Below are 13,923 nucleotides of genomic sequence, written 5' to 3'. Positions count from 1 at the left end.
CCACAACTACTTTTTTGTCACCCCTCCCCCCCATATTTTTCCACCCATAAACCCCCCCCCCCCCCCCCCCCCCCCCCCGCGCCCACCCCCTACCAAAAAACCCCGGCGGCCCCCCCCCCCCCCCCCCCCACCAGGCTTGGGAGGCTTAGCGAGCTGCGGTCCAGCCCTTGTAATCCTTCAAATTGTCGGCCGTGATCAGCTTCGGGTCGAGCAGCACCGTCGGCTCGGCCGGCTTCTTGCCGGCAAGCAGGTCAGCCGCCATCGTCAGCGACTGGCCGGCCATCACATAGGGATCCTGTGAGGCCGAGGCCTTGATCATCGACGTGCCGGAGGCGAGTTCCTTCTCGATATCGGGCGCACCGTCGACCGCGGTGAAGACGAACTCGGAACGGTTGAGCTGCTTGGCCGCAAGCTGGGCGCCGATCGCCGTCGGGTCGTTGATGGCGAAGACTGCGTCGATCTTGTCGAAGCGGGTCAGCAGCGACTGGAAGACTTTCAGGCCGCCATCGCGCGAGCCTTCGGCGTTCTGGTCGTCGGAAAGGATCTTGATGTCGGGGTGTTTTGCCAAGACGTCCTTGCAGCCCTTGACCCGCTCCAGGATGGACGATGACGACGGGCCGTTGAGGATGACGTAGTCGCCCTTGCCGCCGGTATGATCGACCAGATACTGGCACGCCTCTTCGCCGGCCTTGACGTTGTTGGTCATCACGGTGACGTCGGCGCCGGGCGCCGAAACGTCGAAAGCGGCAACGACGATGCCGGCCGCCTGCGCCTTCTTGACTGCCGGCGCGATCGCCTTGGCATCGACGGCGTTGAGCATGATGACATCGACGCCGGCGGCGATGAAGGAATCGACCTGCGAAACCTGCTTGTTGAGGTCGTAGTCGGCCGATACCGACGTCACCTGCACATTCGGGTTGATCTTCTTGGCCGCGTCTTCGATGCCCTTGATGGTGGCGACGAAGAACGGGTTGCCGAGCAGGCCGACCGAGATGCCGACCTTGTTCAGATCCTTGGCCGATGCCGGCGCGATGACGGCGGCCGCAAGAGCGACGCCGCAGAGCAATTTAGCGATGGTCTTCATTGTTTTATTTTCCTCCTGATGCCCCGCGCCTCTCACGGTGCGTTACACATGAAACCGGCTCGTTGGATGCCGGCGACTAAGGGCCATCACGTTCTTGCTCCTGCCTGGAGCCGGTAACGGTCGAGGGCGACCGCCACGATGATGACCAATCCCTTGATAATGTACTGCCAGATGTCCGAAACACCGGCGAGGATGAGCCCGTTGGAGAGCACGGCGATGATCAGGCCGCCGATCAGCGTGCCCCAGATCGAGCCGACGCCGCCGACGAAGCTGGTGCCGCCGAGGATGACCGCGGCAATGGCGTCGAGTTCGTAGGATTGCCCAAGCTGCAGGCCGTTGGCGGCATAAAGCCGGGCCGCCGACATGGCGCCGCCAAGGCCGGCCAGAAGGCCGGAAACGCCGTAGACGAAAAGCAGCACCAGCGGCACCTTGATGCCGGTCAGCCTGGCGGCCTCGGCGTTGCCGCCGACCGCGTAGATCCAGGTGCCGAGCACGGTGCGCTTGAGCACCAGCCAGGACAGCACCACGACCGCCAGCGCGATGATGACCAGCCACGGAATGCCGAACAGCGAACCGTTGCCGATGAAGTCGAACGGCAGGTCCGCGTTGAACACCGTGGTGTCCTGGCCAAGCAGGCGGGCGACGCCGCGCACGGCGGTCAGCGACCCCAGCGTGACGATGAACGGCGGCAGTCTGATATAGGCGATCAGCAGCCCGTTGATGACGCCGAAGCCGAGGCCGACGAGAATGGCCGCCGGCACGCCCAGCAGTCCCCAATCGGGCACCAGCGACACCATCACCGCCACCATCGCCGAGGCGGCAAGGATCGAGCCGACGGACAGGTCGATGCCGCCGGTCAGGATGACGAAAGTCATGCCGGCCGCCAGCACGATGTTGATCGACGATTGCTGCATGACGATCAGCAGATTGGTCTGGGTGAAAAAGCGCGGATTGATGAACTGGAAGCCGACCGCCAGCAGGATCAGGATCGGCAGCATGCCGAGGGCAGCGATGGCGGTACGCCACCTCGTGCTCCTGCCGACCGCCCGGTCGTCCGCTTTCATCGTGTCGGTCATCGCTGAGCCGCTCCCGTTGCAAGTTCCATGATCGCTTCCTGCTGCAGCGGCTCGCCCTCCGACGCCGTCACCTCGCCGGCAATGGTGCCGTCGCGCATCACCAGCACGCGGTCGGCGATGCCGATCACCTCCGGCAGTTCGCTGGAGATCATCAGGATGGCGATGCCTTTCTTGGCCAGATTGTCGATCAGCCGATAGATTTCCGACTTCGCCCCGACATCGACGCCGCGGGTCGGCTCGTCGAGGATGACGACCTGCGGCTCGGTTTCCAGCAGGCGGGCGAGCAGCACCTTCTGCTGGTTGCCACCCGACAGCGAGCCGGCATTGGCCTGCACCGAGCCGGTGCGGATGGAGAGATCCGACACCGCCTTGGCGGCGCGCTTTTCGGCAGCATTGAAGTCGCGCAGGCCGCCGGCCTTCGCGTCCCTTGCCAGCACGCCCATGCTGATGTTGTCGGAGATCGACATGTCGAGAAACAGGCCAAGTTGCTTGCGGTCCTCGGTCAGGTAGGCGATGCCGGCATCGAGCGCCTCGCTTGGCGAACCTATGGATATCGGTTTGCCGCCGAGCTCCAGCGTGCCCGATATGTGCCTGTCGGCGCCGAAGATCAGCCGTGCCAGTTCGGTGCGGCCCGAACCGACCAGGCCGGCCAGTGCCAGCACCTCGCCCTTGTGGAGGTCGAACGAACAATTCTTTATGAGATTGCCGTCCGACATGCCGCGCACCGACAGCGCGACGGCGCGCTTGCTGTCCGGCGGTCGGTGATCCTTCTTGTAGAACGTCGACAGATCGCGCCCGACCATCATCGATACCAGGCGCGAGGCGTTCAGGTCGGCGCGGTCGAGCGTGCCGACATAGCCGCTGTCGCGCAGCACGCTGACGCGGTCGGCGAGCTGGTAGACCTCTTCCATGCGGTGGCTGATGTAGATGATGGCGATGCCTTGCGACTTCAGCGTCGCGATCACCTCGAACAGCCGGTCGGTCTCGCGCGAGGTCAGTGACGTGGTCGGCTCGTCCATGACGATGATGCGCGCATTGGTCGACAGCGCGCGGGCGATTTCCACCAGCTGGCGTTCGCCCAGCGACAGGCTGGCGACCGGAGTGCGCGCCGAGAAGGTCACGCCGAGCCGCGCGATGATCTCGCTGGCGCGCCGATTGCACTGCTCGCGATCGACGACGCCGAACCGTCGCGGCTCGTTGCCGAGGAAGATGTTCTGCGCCACCGACAGATTGGGCGCCAGCGACAGCTCCTGATAGATGACCGCAATGCCGGCGGCGCGTGCCTTGATCGGATCACCGGTGGCGGCCGGCACGCCGTCGATCAGGATTTCGCCGCCGGGATCCGGCCGGTAGGCGCCGGACAGCACCTTCATCAGCGTCGACTTGCCGGCACCGTTCTCGCCCATCAGCGCGTGCAGTTCGCCGGCATGAACGGTCAGCGAGACATCGTGCAAGGCGCGGATCGCACCGAACGTTTTCGAGATGTGGCGCATTTCCAGCACCGGCTGGCGGGCCGTCTCGCTCCGGGCGGCGGCGCTCATCGGGCAGCTCCTGCAGCTGCGCTGGCCACAGCCCGGTCGGCGGCAAGGCCGCGCCAGTCGCTGCGGTAACCCGCAAGGCCGCTGAAGCTTGCCGCATGCACCGCCTCCGGCGCCTCGGTGGCAAATTCGCGTCCGACACTTTCAAAGGCAAGTGCGGCAGCACCGGTGGCGCTGCCCTCCAGCGTTGCGCCCTGCAGGAAGGCCTGCCCGGGCCGCAACTGCGCCAGCAACGCTGCAAGCAGCCCGCCATTGTTCAGGCCGCCGTCGACGATCACCGTATTGTCCGAATGGATCAGCTCGAGGCACAGATCGACCATCAGCGCGACATAGAGCAGCGCCATCGCCGCGCGTTCCTCGGCATTGGGCGTACGCCCGACCAGTTCGCCGCGTCGGTGCGGCATTGGGCCCCCGGGCGCGAAGCTCGGCAGCGCCATGATGCCGGCGTCGATCACCCGTTGTATCGATGACGGCGCAATTGCGCCCTGCCAGCCGGCGCTGATCGTCGCGAATTCGCGGCCGCCCATGAAGCGGATGGTCGGCACCGGGCCGCCATCGACATCGACATTGACCAGCATGTCGCGCTCGCCATCGAGTGCGTCGAGCGGGCAGTCCGGATTGAGCACGACCACCCAGGTGCCGGTCGAGACCACGGTCACCGGCCCAAGCTGCTGCCGGCGGTAGGCATGGAGCGCGGCATTGCTGTCGTGGACGCCATTATGGATGGCGACCGGCTTCTCGGCCTGGCCGAAGCGCTGCTCGCCGATCACCGCGCCGGCACGCTCGAAGGCGGGCATCTGGCCGCGCCAGCCCTCGGCATCGACCAGCGAGCTGAAATCGCGTTTGCGCGGCGCCCACAGATGCGAGTGGCAGCCGAGATACGACACTTCCGATACCGGCCGGCCGCCAAACCGCCAGCTCCAATATTGGGGGTAGCCGAGGATCGATTTCGCTGCGGCGAAGGCACCGGGCCCCACCTGCTTCAGCCACAACATGTGGCGGCCGTAGTTGAAGCCAAGCGGCAGGCGGGGCGAAAAGGTCTCGGCAAAATCCGGAATGCGGCGGTCGATCTGCGCGGCGATTTCAGCTGGCGGTTCCTGCTCGTAATCGAGGATCGGATGCGTCAGCGCGGCTTCGTCGACCAGCGCGAAGGTGCAGCCATGGCCGGATACCATCAACCCTTCCACGCCATGTGCATCAACCGCCTCATCGATGGCGCGAGCCGCCCAGTCGTGAAGCGCTGGCTCGTCGAGCACGCTGAAACCGTCTTTGCGGATCCAGCTCGGCTGAGTACGGCGCTCGTCGAGGATCTGTCCGTCCTGGCCGAAGACGAACAGCTTCGAATTGGTCTTGCCGAAATCGAGGACGGCGATGTTCATTGGGCGCCTCCCGAGGAAGCGGCGATCCGCACCGCGACGCCGGCATCTTCGAGCATGCGCGCGTCGGCGTCGGACAGGCCGTCATCGGTGACCAGCGTGCCGATCCGCGACAGCGGCAGTGCCACGTTGCGCGCGTGGATCGACAGTTTGCGGCTGTCGGCCAGCACGACGATCTGGTCGGCGCAGAGGCTGAGCTCGACGATCGAGCGGACCAGCAGCGGGTGCGATTCCAGAAGGCCTTCCTGGCCGATGCCTTGCGCGCCGAGAAAGAACTTCGAGGCGTAGAACGGCACCGTCTGGGTCAGCGAATGGATGATGCCCGGCTCGCGGTGCAGTTCGCCGCCGGCGACGGTGAGGCTGCAATGGCCGTGGTCGCTGAGATAGGCCGCGAGCGGCATCGAGTTGGTGTAGAGCCGGATGTTGCGGTCGGCGAGCTTGACGCCGAGATGGAAGCAGGTCGAACCACCATGCACGATGACCGCGTCGCCGTCGCGCACCATGGTGGCGGCGAGAGCGGCGATCTGCCGCTTGGCCTCGACGGCGAGGTCGCGGTTCTCGTCATAGGGCCTGGCATAGGCGACGCCGGCTTGCGAAGCGCCATCAAGCGCCGAGATGCCGCCATAGACCTTGCGCGCTTCGCCGGCCTCATCGATCTTGTCGATGTCGCGCCGCACTGTCGCCGCCGACACGCCAAGCCGCTCCTGCAGCTCGCGCACCGATGCGAAAGGCCGGTCCCGCAAAAGCTCGACGATCTGGCGCTGGCGGCCGGAGTCGCTCAACCCTTACCTCCCAATGCGCTTGCCTCCCAAGCATTTTGCACCGCATTGCCATTTTGCACGGCAATTGGTGCAACTTACTCAACGCGCCTCGGATTGCAAGCCTGATTGACGCGATAACATCACTGTTGACGTAACTTACTCGCGTCTGCGATACCAGGGTCGGTCTTCGTCCCGGCAACGGGACGTCCAAAGCCGTGGCCCACGCGGCCGGTTTGTGGAGGAATTTCGATGACGATCAGTGCGGATGCGCAGGAACTGGCAGCGCTGCGGTCGCTTTCGGCCGAGATCGGCAGCGACCCGCATCTGACCCAGGCCGCCGGCGGCAACACCTCGCTGAAAGCCGGCGACACGCTCTGGATCAAGGCCTCCGGCACCTGGCTGAAGGACGCGCTCACCGCGGACATCATGGTGCCGGTCAGCATCCCGCCATTGCTCGACGCCATCGAACGGCGCGACCCGGCCGCCGAACAGCCGCAGGCCTTCGCCATCGGCGCCCTCAATCCACGCGGCTTGCGCCCGTCGATCGAGACCACCGTGCATGCGCTGATGCCGCAGCGCATCGTCCTGCATGTCCACTGCGTCGAGACCATTTCGCTGGCCGTGCAGGCCGACTGCGAGGCCGAGGCCGCCAGGCGGCTCGACGGCCGCCAATGGGCGTATGTTCCCTATCGCCGGCCGGGACTGCCGCTCGCCCAGGGCATCGCCGAGCGCCTGCGGCCAGGCGTGGATGTCCTGATCCTCGGCAATCACGGCCTGGTCGTTGCAGCCGAGACCGTCGCGAAGGCGGGCATGCTGCTGCGCCAGGTGATACGGCTGCTGGCGCGGCCGCCGCGCCAGGTGGCGGAACCGGACATCGCGGCGCTGACGGCGCTCGCCGGCGGCAGCGGCTACAGACTGCCGGCCGATGTCGAGGCGCATGCGGTGGCGATCGACCCCGAAAGCTGCCGTATGGCTTCGGGTGGCAGCCTCTACCCCGACCACGTCATCTTTCTCGGCGAAGGCTCGGTCGTGGCGAGACCGGGCGAGGATGTGAAGCGCGTCATCGAGCGCTGCGGCGCCGCACCCGTGGCGATCCTGTTTCCCGGCCTCGGCGTGCTGATACGCGGCGACGCCGGTGCCGGTGCCGACGCCATGCAGCGCTGCCTTTCCGACGTCACGGCGCGGGTCGATGTCGCGGCGAAGCTGAATTATCTGACAGCGGCGGAGAATGACGAGCTGATCAACTGGGACGCCGAAAAATATCGCCAGAAACTCAATGCCGGAGGCAGCTGACATGCCGCATTCGTCAAGCCCGCTATCGACTGGCCCGCTTGCCATCGGCATCGACATCGGCACATCCGGCGCGCGCGCCGTCGCCATGCGCCCAGACTTTTCCATTGCCGCGCATTCCGCTATTGCCCTCGAGCGATTTGGGCTGAACGGCCGCGACCCCGCGATATGGTGGGAGGCGGTCGGCGCGACATTGGCGGAACTTCTCAAATGCATCGATCGCGCGGCAGTGCACTCGATCGCCGTCGACGGTACGTCGGGCACGCTGCTGCCGGTCGACGGCGCCGGGCAACCGCTGGCCGAACCGCTGATGTACAACGACAAGGTCGCTGACGACACTATCCTGACTGCAATAGCCGGCGCGGCACCGGCAACGAGCCCTGCACTCGGGGCGACGTCCGGTCTCGCCAAGGCGCTGTCTTTCCAGCACCTGCCCGGCGTCGCCACTGTGCTGCATCAGGCCGACTGGATCGCCGGACAGTTTTCCGGCCGCTTCGATGTCAGCGACGAGAACAACGCCCTGAAGACCGGCTACGACGTCGAGGCCCGGCGCTGGCCGGACTGGATCGCGGCGACCGGCATGCGCACGGAATTCCTGCCCCGCGTCGTGCGACCGGGCGATGTCACGGGCACGCTCACCGCCAGCGCCGCGAAAATGTTCGGCCTGCCGCGTGACGTGGCCGTTGTCGCCGGCACGACGGATGGCTGCGCCTCGTTCCTGGCGACAGGCGCCGCGACAGTCGGCGACGGCGTCACCGCGCTGGGGTCCTCGCTGACCATCAAGATGCTCTGCGGCCGGCCGATCTCGGCGCCGCAATTCGGCATCTACAGCCATAGGCTGGGTGACACCTACCTGGCGGGCGGCGCCTCGAACTCCGGCGGCAAGGTGCTGGCCCAGCATTTCCCCGTCGCCCGCATTGTCGAACTCAGCAAAAAGATCGACCCGGCGACCGAGACCGGCCTCGATTATTACCCGCTGCCGGCGCCGGGCGAACGCTTCCCTATAGCCGATCCGGCGCTGCCGCCCCGCCTCGAGCCGCGGCCCGCCGACGACGCCGATTATCTGAAAGCGATGTTCGAGGGTATTGCGGCGATCGAGGCGCTCGGCTATCGCCGGCTTGCCGAACTCGGCGCACCCCGGCTGACATCGGTCAGGAGCGTCGGCGGCGGTGCGGCCAATCCGGCCTGGACGGCGATCCGGCAGCGCAAGCTTGGCGTCGCTCTCGTACCGGCTCTTTCGGAGGAGGCCGCTGCCGGCACGGCGCGGCTGGCGCTGATGGGCGCAAGCGCAGCGGGGCTTTTATGACGACCAAGGCAATTCAACACCTCGATGGCATCGCCGCGCTGATCGACCGCTATCAGGTGTTCCTGCTCGACCAGTTTGGTGTGCTGCACGACGGCACGAGCGCCTATCCGGGTGCTGTCGAAGCCTTGTCGGCACTCAAGCGCGCCGGCAAGACCATCGTGCTGATCTCGAATTCCGGCAAGCGAGCGCAACCCAATGAGCGCCGCCTGCTGAAGCTCGGCTTCGAACCGGGAAGCTGGGACCACTTTGTCTCCTCCGGCGAGGTGGCGTGGCGCTCCTTCCACCAAATGGCGGCATCCGGAGCCCTGCGCCCGCAGACAAAATGCCTGCTGATCCGCCGCGACAATGACCGTTCGGCTGTCGATGGCCTGCCCTTCGTCCTGGCCAGGGACGGCGACGATGCAGAACTGGTGCTGATTTCCGCCAGCGAGGGCGATCGCTACGACCTCGACCATTATCGCCGGCTTCTTGGTCCGGCAGCGGCGCGGCGGGTGCCATGCTTCTGCACCAATCCCGACAAGATCATGCTGACTGCCGTCGGCCCTCGTTTCGGCGCCGGCCGGCTCGCCGATCTCTATGAGAGCCTCGGCGGCAGCGTGGCGCGCATTGGCAAGCCCAATCCGCAGATATTCGAGGCAGCGCTGGCACTGGCGGGCCACCCGGAGCGCGACAGCGTGGTCTGCGTCGGCGACAGCGTCGAGCACGACATCGCCGGCGGCAACGGCGTCGGCGTCGCGACGACGCTGGTCCTGTCAGGCATATTGGCGGGGGCGCCTGATCTGGAGGACGTTTTCGCCACGCTGAACGCCCGCCCCGACTACATCGCGGATAGCTTCAGGTTCCGCTGAGTTGTTAAGGCGAGACAAAGCTAGTCCAGGTTGAAACGCCCGATCACCGGCACATGGTCCGAGGGCCGTTCCCAGCCGCGCGCCGGCCGCAGGATTTCATAGCCGGCGAAATGCGGCACCAGGTTTGGCGACGACCAGATATGGTCGAGGCGGCGGCCGCGATTTGAGGCCTGCCAATCCTGGGCGCGATAGCTCCACCAGGTGTAGAGTTTCTCCTCATAAGGCACATTGAGCCGCATCAGGTCGATCCAGTCGCCGGCGAGCCGCATCGCCTCGAAGTTTTCCGTCTCGACCGGCGTATGGCTGACGACGTTGAGGAGCTGCTTGTGCGACCAGACATCGTGCTCGAGCGGCGCGATGTTGAGGTCGCCGACCAGGATCGAGCCGGAATGCTCGTCATGCTCGGCGCGAACGGCGTTCATCTCGGCAACGAAATCGAGCTTGTGCTTGAACTTGCGGTTGACGGCCGGGTCGGGCTCGTCGCCGCCGGCCGGTACGTAGAAATTGTGCAGCAGGATCGTCTTGCCGCCGGCCTTGACAGTGACCGACAGATGCCGGCTGTCGTCGATCTCGCAGAAGCGGCGCTTTTCGACGATCTCGATCGGACGGCGCGCTATGGTCGCGACGCCGTGATAGCCCTTCTGGCCATGGAAGGCGATGTGCTCGTAGCCGAGCTTGCGGAACGCCTTCTCCGGAAACAATTCGTCCGGAACCTTGGTTTCCTGCAGGCAGAGCACGTCCGGCGCCTGCTCGACCAGCAGGCGCTCGACGATCGGCATGCGCAGCCTGACGGAGTTGATGTTCCAGGTAGCGACGGAAAACGGCATGTGGGGTTCCGGACAACGCAAGATCCGCCGGATGGCTCCGACGGAAGTCAATCGCGGAAACTACTGCCAGCCGCGCACCGCAAAGACAAGCCGCCCGCACCAACGCGGAAAGCCATCCCGTAGCGGTAGAAAGCTACCGCGTCTTGGTGTTCAGCTCGCGGTTCGCCGTATAGTCGATGGCGAAGGTGTCGGGGGCGAAGCTGACGCCCTCCTTGGTGTTGAAGATCATCACCGTCGTATCCTTGCCTTGCGCATCGGTGATGGTCCACTGCCGCAATTCATAGGATTTCGGATCGAACATCATGGTGATCTTCGAATTGCCGAACACCGATTTGTCGGCAAGCTGGATGGTGGTGAGGTCGTCCTCTTCCTTGACGCTTCTGACGCGTCCGCCCGACAGATCGATCTTGTCGTCGAGCAGCAGCTTCAGCGGCGTCTTCGACAGCGGGTAGAGGTCGGAGGTCCGCAGCTTCTTGTTGAGGATGACCACCGACTTGCCGTCGGAAATCACCCTGAAATTCGAGGCGCCGTCGTAATTGAAGCGGATCTTGCCCGGCCGTTCCAGAAAGAACTTGCCGCCGGTCTGCTCGCCCTTGGGTCCGAACTGCACGAACTCGCCGCTCATCGATTTGACCGAGGAGAAATGATCGGCGATCTTCTGCGCCGTCGCCGGAACCGCTGCTTGCGCCGACGCCAGAAGCTGGAAGCCGGGCACGAGGTTGGCGGCCGCCGCACCGGCCAGGACCAGGCCGAGGCCGAGCACCTGCCGGCGGGTTGGGGCGAAATCGCTGCTTGGGGCGAGAGTTGCGTTTTTCATGCCGGTCACCATCATCTGATTGCTTGCTCGTTATGTTGGTCTGGCCCCCCAGTTGGGCTTAAGTTTGGCGGGCCGCACGGCGCCCGTCCGTTGCAACGCGCCAAAAGGTTCAAAGTTGCCGGCGCGGCCTCTAGAACTTGTCGTCCTCCGTCGGCACCAGGATTTCGCGTTTTCCCGCATGGTTGGCCGGGCCGACAATGCCTTCCTTCTCCATCTTCTCGATGATCGAGGCGGCGCGGTTGTAGCCGATGCCGAGCCGGCGCTGGATGTAGCTGGTCGAGGCCTTGCCGTCGCGCAGCACCACCGCAACCGCCTGGTCGTAGGGATCGTCGGAATCCTCGAAATTGCCGCCGTCGCCGCCGCCACTGCCTTTGCCCGACGGCTCATCGTCATCCTTGTCGTCGTCCTCGGTGATGGCGTCGAGATATTCCGGCACGCCCTGCAGCTTCAGATGCGCGACGATCTTCTCCACCTCGTCGTCGGAGACGAAGGGACCGTGCACGCGCTGGATGCGGCCGCCGCCGGCCATGTAGAGCATGTCGCCCATGCCGAGCAGCTGCTCGGCGCCCTGCTCGCCCAGGATGGTGCGGCTGTCGATCTTCGACGTCACCTGGAAGGAGATGCGGGTCGGGAAATTCGCCTTGATGGTGCCGGTGATGACGTCGACCGACGGCCGCTGCGTCGCCATAATGACATGGATTCCGGCGGCGCGCGCCATCTGCGCCAGGCGCTGCACCGCGCCTTCGATGTCCTTGCCGGCGACCATCATCAAATCGGCCATCTCGTCGATGATGACGACGATGTAGGGCATCGGCTCGAGGTCGAGGTTCTCCGTCTCGTAGATCGCTTCGCCGGTCTGGCGGTCGAAGCCGGTCTGCACGGTGCGCGAGATCCTTTCGCCTTTTTTCTCGGCCTGCTGCACGCGCGCGTTGAAGCCATCGATGTTGCGGACGCCGACCTTGGACATCTTGCGGTAGCGGTCCTCCATCTCGCGCACGGTCCATTTCAGCGCCACCACCGCCTTCTTCGGATCGGTGACGACCGGCGTCAGAAGATGCGGAATGCCGTCATAGACCGAGAGCTCCAGCATCTTTGGATCGATCATGATCAGCCGGCAGTCCTGCGGCGTCAGCCGGTAGAGCAGCGACAGGATCATGGTGTTGATGGCGACGGACTTGCCCGAGCCGGTGGTGCCGGCGACCAGCACGTGCGGCATTTTGGCGATGTCGACGATGACCGCCTCGCCATTGATGGTCTTGCCGAGCGCCAGCGCCAGCTTGGCCTTTGTCGTTTCGAAATCGCGGCTGGCCATGATCTCGCGCAGATAGACGGTCTCGCGCCTGGCGTTCGGCAGCTCGATGCCAATGGCATTGCGGCCGGGCACCACGGCGACGCGGCAGGCGATAGCGCTCATCGAGCGGGCGATGTCGTCGGAAAGGCCGATGACCCGCGACGATTTGATGCCGGGCGCCGGCTCCAGTTCATAAAGCGTGACGACCGGGCCTGGACGTACATGGATGATCTCGCCCTTGACGCCGAAATCCTCCAGCACGCCCTCGAGCAGGCGGGCATTCTGCTCCAGCGCGTCCTTGGACAGGCTGGCATCGCGCACGACATTCTTCGGCTCGGACAGGAAATGCAGCGACGGCATTTCAAACCTTTCCGAGCCGATCAGTGTGGTCTGCGCTTCGCGCTGGACGCGGGCGCCCGGAGCCGGGCGGGGTGCCGGCGCTGCGACGCGCGTGGCCGCATCGGATCGGAAATTCTGCACCTGCGCTGTCGGGGCGCTGCGCCGTTGGCCCACGGGCTCCGGTGCAAAATCCATGTCATCGTCATCGTCGAAGACGTCGGCATCGTCGGGGTCGATCGAGGCACTGCGGTCGTTGACCATGGCGGCGAAGAATTCCGGCTCGACGCGGGCGCGCCCGCCCGGGCTCATCCGCGCCTCGGCGAACTCGGCCGATTCGACCCGTTCGGCCGCCCGCCGCCAGGCGCTGGGGCGCGGCTCCATCTCCGGCTCGAAATCGTCACGCTCGCGCCGGCGCGCGGCGCGGCGGCGCAGATAGGCCCTCAGCGACAGCCACCAGTGGGCGATGGCGCCAAGCGCCAATATGCCTTCGTCGCCCTCGTCCTCTTCATTGTCGAAAAGCAGGTCGTCCTGCGGATCGGGCACGGCAGGCTGTTCGAGGACGGCGAAGCCGTTCTTGCGTGAAATCAGCGCCGAGCCATACAAGAATACCCACAGCGCCGGCGCTGCCAGGAGCACGGCGAGCACGCTGGCGACGAGGCCCGTCGGATAGCCGCCGATGATCAGGCCCGGGATATTGAGCACCATGTCACCGAAGACGCCGCCGAGGCCGGTCGGCAGCGGCCAGGTCTTGGGCGGCACCACGCAGCCGGCAATTGCCGCGCCAAGCAGCGAAAACCCGAACCAGGCCAGCGCCCGTTTGGGCAGCCGGTCGACGCCGCGCGCGGTAAACAGCAGAAATCCCCAGATCACCGCCGGCACCAGCGCCGCAACGGCGGCAAGCCCGAAGAACTGCATGGCAATGTCGGAAAAGACGGCGCCGGCATAACCCATTGCGTTGGTGACGATATTGTCGGTAGCGTGCGAAAAGCTCGGATCGGCGACGTTCCAGGTGGCAAGGGCGGCGACGCCGAAACCAACGAGGGCAAACAGCCCGGCACCGACCAGCCGCCCGACCTGGCGCCTCGCGAACGACCGGATGCCGTGCTCCGTATCGGCCAGCGCAAGCGGTGCTGAAGCCCCTGAACGCATGCTCTTCCTCGTCTGTCGTTGCCCGGCCGGGGCGCGGACGCGCAACACGGCAGATTCGGCTGTCAGACTAGCGGCGGGAAGGTTAAGGGCGCATTAACCATGGGCAATCTGCGTCACCGGAACGGGCGCAAGATGTCATGCCTGGCTTCCCATTCGAACATGACGACCGCCACCACAGTTCGGAGCCGCTGCGGCCGCTGTTTCACGCCACCGGCGGATCG

At 65.5% G+C, this 13,923-nt stretch carries 11 protein-coding genes; 3 read left to right on the top strand and 8 right to left on the bottom strand.

All coding sequences use genetic code 11. The annotated features are described in order from the left end of the window. Positions 1–145: 145 nt before the first annotated feature. The 5 genes from AC0L2Y_RS17775 to AC0L2Y_RS17755 all read right to left on the bottom strand — a co-directional run bounded on the left by AC0L2Y_RS17775 (position 146) and on the right by AC0L2Y_RS17755 (position 5,856). Complete coding sequence (locus AC0L2Y_RS17775) at positions 146–1,084, bottom strand: ABC transporter substrate-binding protein (protein WP_473558208.1); 939 nt, start codon at positions 1,082–1,084, stop codon at positions 146–148. 86 nt (positions 1,085–1,170) lie between these two features. Beyond that, entirely contained in the window at positions 1,171–2,160 is a 990-nt protein-coding gene (locus AC0L2Y_RS17770) for an ABC transporter permease subunit (protein ID WP_352493188.1), read from the bottom strand. Then, positions 2,157–3,701 (bottom strand): sugar ABC transporter ATP-binding protein, encoded by a 1,545-nt coding sequence (locus AC0L2Y_RS17765; RefSeq protein ID WP_352493187.1) that lies wholly within the window; start codon positions 3,699–3,701, stop codon positions 2,157–2,159. Before AC0L2Y_RS17765 ends, AC0L2Y_RS17770 begins: the two co-directional genes overlap by 4 nt. Further along, on the bottom strand, positions 3,698–5,077 hold the full coding sequence (locus tag AC0L2Y_RS17760) for an FGGY-family carbohydrate kinase (protein ID WP_473558205.1): 1,380 nt from the start codon (positions 5,075–5,077) through the stop codon (positions 3,698–3,700). The genes AC0L2Y_RS17765 and AC0L2Y_RS17760 overlap by 4 nt, the downstream gene beginning before the upstream one ends. Then, positions 5,074–5,856 (bottom strand): DeoR/GlpR family DNA-binding transcription regulator, encoded by a 783-nt coding sequence (locus tag AC0L2Y_RS17755; protein ID WP_352493185.1) that lies wholly within the window; start codon positions 5,854–5,856, stop codon positions 5,074–5,076. Before AC0L2Y_RS17755 ends, AC0L2Y_RS17760 begins: the two co-directional genes overlap by 4 nt. A 228-nt stretch (positions 5,857–6,084) precedes the next feature. On the opposite strand from AC0L2Y_RS17755, the gene AC0L2Y_RS17750 reads away from it, so the two are divergent. Genes AC0L2Y_RS17750 through AC0L2Y_RS17740 form a run of 3 tightly spaced genes read left to right on the top strand, consistent with a single transcriptional unit; the run spans position 6,085 to position 9,279 of the window. Then, positions 6,085–7,128, top strand: coding sequence for a class II aldolase/adducin family protein (locus AC0L2Y_RS17750; protein ID WP_352493184.1), 1,044 nt, complete (start codon positions 6,085–6,087; stop codon positions 7,126–7,128). A gap of 1 nt (position 7,129) precedes the next feature. Continuing rightward, a complete protein-coding gene (locus AC0L2Y_RS17745; protein WP_473558204.1) occupies positions 7,130–8,431 on the top strand; it encodes an FGGY-family carbohydrate kinase in 1,302 nt (433 codons plus the stop codon). Continuing rightward, positions 8,428–9,279: a TIGR01459 family HAD-type hydrolase gene (locus AC0L2Y_RS17740; protein WP_352468057.1), complete on the top strand. Its 852-nt coding sequence runs from the start codon at positions 8,428–8,430 to the stop codon at positions 9,277–9,279. Before AC0L2Y_RS17745 ends, AC0L2Y_RS17740 begins: the two co-directional genes overlap by 4 nt. A 20-nt stretch (positions 9,280–9,299) precedes the next feature. On the opposite strand, the gene AC0L2Y_RS17735 is transcribed toward AC0L2Y_RS17740, so the two are convergent. The 3 genes from AC0L2Y_RS17735 to AC0L2Y_RS17725 form a co-directional block, all read right to left on the bottom strand. Further along, positions 9,300–10,106: an exodeoxyribonuclease III gene (locus tag AC0L2Y_RS17735; protein ID WP_473558201.1), complete on the bottom strand. Its 807-nt coding sequence runs from the start codon at positions 10,104–10,106 to the stop codon at positions 9,300–9,302. 133 nt (positions 10,107–10,239) lie between these two features. Beyond that, positions 10,240–10,923 carry an outer membrane lipoprotein carrier protein LolA gene (locus AC0L2Y_RS17730; protein WP_352493180.1) on the bottom strand — a complete coding sequence of 228 codons (684 nt, stop codon included), beginning with the start codon at positions 10,921–10,923 and terminating at the stop codon, positions 10,240–10,242. A 130-nt stretch (positions 10,924–11,053) separates the two neighbouring features. Further along, a complete protein-coding gene (locus tag AC0L2Y_RS17725; RefSeq protein WP_473558198.1) occupies positions 11,054–13,702 on the bottom strand; it encodes an FtsK/SpoIIIE family DNA translocase in 2,649 nt (882 codons plus the stop codon). Between the last annotated feature and the right edge of the window lie 221 nt (positions 13,703–13,923).

The sequence above is a fragment of the Mesorhizobium sp. WSM4830 genome (genome assembly GCF_055811495.1).
This window is presented reverse-complemented; position numbering and strand designations above follow the sequence as displayed.

What these genes read in the sequence shown, in the direction of transcription:
- AC0L2Y_RS17775 (WP_473558208.1), bottom strand. Translation starts at nt 1,084, where the DNA reads ATGAAGACCATCGCTAAATTGCTCTGCGGCGTCGCTCTTGCGGCCGCC.
- AC0L2Y_RS17770 (WP_352493188.1), bottom strand. Translation starts at nt 2,160, where the DNA reads ATGACCGACACGATGAAAGCGGACGACCGGGCGGTCGGCAGGAGCACG.
- AC0L2Y_RS17765 (WP_352493187.1), bottom strand. Translation starts at nt 3,701, where the DNA reads ATGAGCGCCGCCGCCCGGAGCGAGACGGCCCGCCAGCCGGTGCTGGAA.
- AC0L2Y_RS17760 (WP_473558205.1), bottom strand. Translation starts at nt 5,077, where the DNA reads ATGAACATCGCCGTCCTCGATTTCGGCAAGACCAATTCGAAGCTGTTC.
- AC0L2Y_RS17750 (WP_352493184.1), top strand. Translation starts at nt 6,085, where the DNA reads ATGACGATCAGTGCGGATGCGCAGGAACTGGCAGCGCTGCGGTCGCTT.
- AC0L2Y_RS17745 (WP_473558204.1), top strand. Translation starts at nt 7,130, where the DNA reads ATGCCGCATTCGTCAAGCCCGCTATCGACTGGCCCGCTTGCCATCGGC.
- AC0L2Y_RS17740 (WP_352468057.1), top strand. Translation starts at nt 8,428, where the DNA reads ATGACGACCAAGGCAATTCAACACCTCGATGGCATCGCCGCGCTGATC.
- AC0L2Y_RS17735 (WP_473558201.1), bottom strand. Translation starts at nt 10,106, where the DNA reads ATGCCGTTTTCCGTCGCTACCTGGAACATCAACTCCGTCAGGCTGCGC.
- AC0L2Y_RS17730 (WP_352493180.1), bottom strand. Translation starts at nt 10,923, where the DNA reads ATGAAAAACGCAACTCTCGCCCCAAGCAGCGATTTCGCCCCAACCCGC.
- AC0L2Y_RS17725 (WP_473558198.1), bottom strand. Translation starts at nt 13,702, where the DNA reads ATGCGTTCAGGGGCTTCAGCACCGCTTGCGCTGGCCGATACGGAGCAC.